Below are 317 nucleotides of genomic sequence, written 5' to 3'. Positions count from 1 at the left end.
TCTGCGGCTGCGGCCACAACATCCGCAAGATCCTCGCCCACCTGAGGAAGCTTCTGGCTGTCGTCATCGCCCTCGTTCTGGCGGCGTTCCGGCAGGAGCAACGGGGCGGCACAGCCTCGCAGCCGCCTGATGACGTTGTTCAGGCTGAACGAAGTAGCCCTTGTCCGCGACGGCGTGCAGGTCGTTTCGGCCAAGCGCTTCCCTGGCCGCCGTCGCCATTGGGCTCAGCTGGTCGCCGCCTGTGCCATGGTTGGTGACGTCGTGGGTGACAATCAGGTGCGTCTCGGCATCGACCGCGCACTGCGCGTTGTATCCGA

At 65.6% G+C, this 317-nt stretch carries 1 pseudogene; it reads right to left on the bottom strand.

Features of this window, described 5'->3' with window-relative positions:
* Positions 1–150 precede the first annotated feature (150 nt).
* Positions 151–317, bottom strand: a pseudogene (locus FG154_RS20980) (IS5/IS1182 family transposase); the annotation flags it as partial.

The sequence above is a fragment of the Cereibacter sediminicola genome (assembly GCF_007668225.1).
GTDB lineage: Bacteria > Pseudomonadota > Alphaproteobacteria > Rhodobacterales > Rhodobacteraceae > Cereibacter_A > Cereibacter_A azotoformans.
The sequence above is the reverse complement of the archived record's forward strand: the minus strand, read 5'-3'. Positions and strand labels throughout refer to the sequence as shown.